1 pseudogene is annotated in these 567 nt (G+C 54.9%); it reads left to right on the plus strand.

Features of this window, described 5'->3' with window-relative positions:
- A pseudogene (locus JAO78_RS16675) lies at positions 1–567 on the plus strand (retention module-containing protein); the annotation flags it as partial.

Raw genomic sequence — 567 nt, forward strand, 5'->3', positions numbered from 1 at the left:
TGGCACCACCACCGACGTTGCTCCAGGCACCGTGATTAACATCACCATCACCGATCAAAACGGTAAGACGGTCATCGCCCAAGCCACCGTGCTGGCTGATGGCAGCTATGCCTTAGAAGGTGTTGATGTCAGCGCCTTAGCCGATGGCCCATTAACCATTGATGCGACGGCAGTCGATAACAACGGCAATCCATTGGCTGCTGATACTTCAGCCACACTCGATGCGATTGCCGGCTCATTAGATATCGCTGCGACCGTCGATAACACCGATGGCACCATCGATTTATCGGGCACCACCACCGACGTTGCTCCAGGTACCGTAATTAACATCACCATCACCGATCAAAACGGTAAGACCGTTATCGCCCAGGCTACCGTATTAGCCGATGGCAGCTATGCCTTAGACGGTGTCGATGTCAGCACCTTAGCTGATGGCCCACTGACCATTGACGCGACGGCAGTGGATAACAACGGCAATCCATTGGCCGCTGATACCTCAGCCACGCTCGATGCGGTTGCCGGTACATTGGATATCGCGGCGTCAGTGGACAATACCGACGGTACGGT

Source organism: Alishewanella maricola (genome assembly GCF_016343785.1).
In the GTDB taxonomy this organism is placed as follows: domain Bacteria; phylum Pseudomonadota; class Gammaproteobacteria; order Enterobacterales; family Alteromonadaceae; genus Alishewanella; species Alishewanella maricola.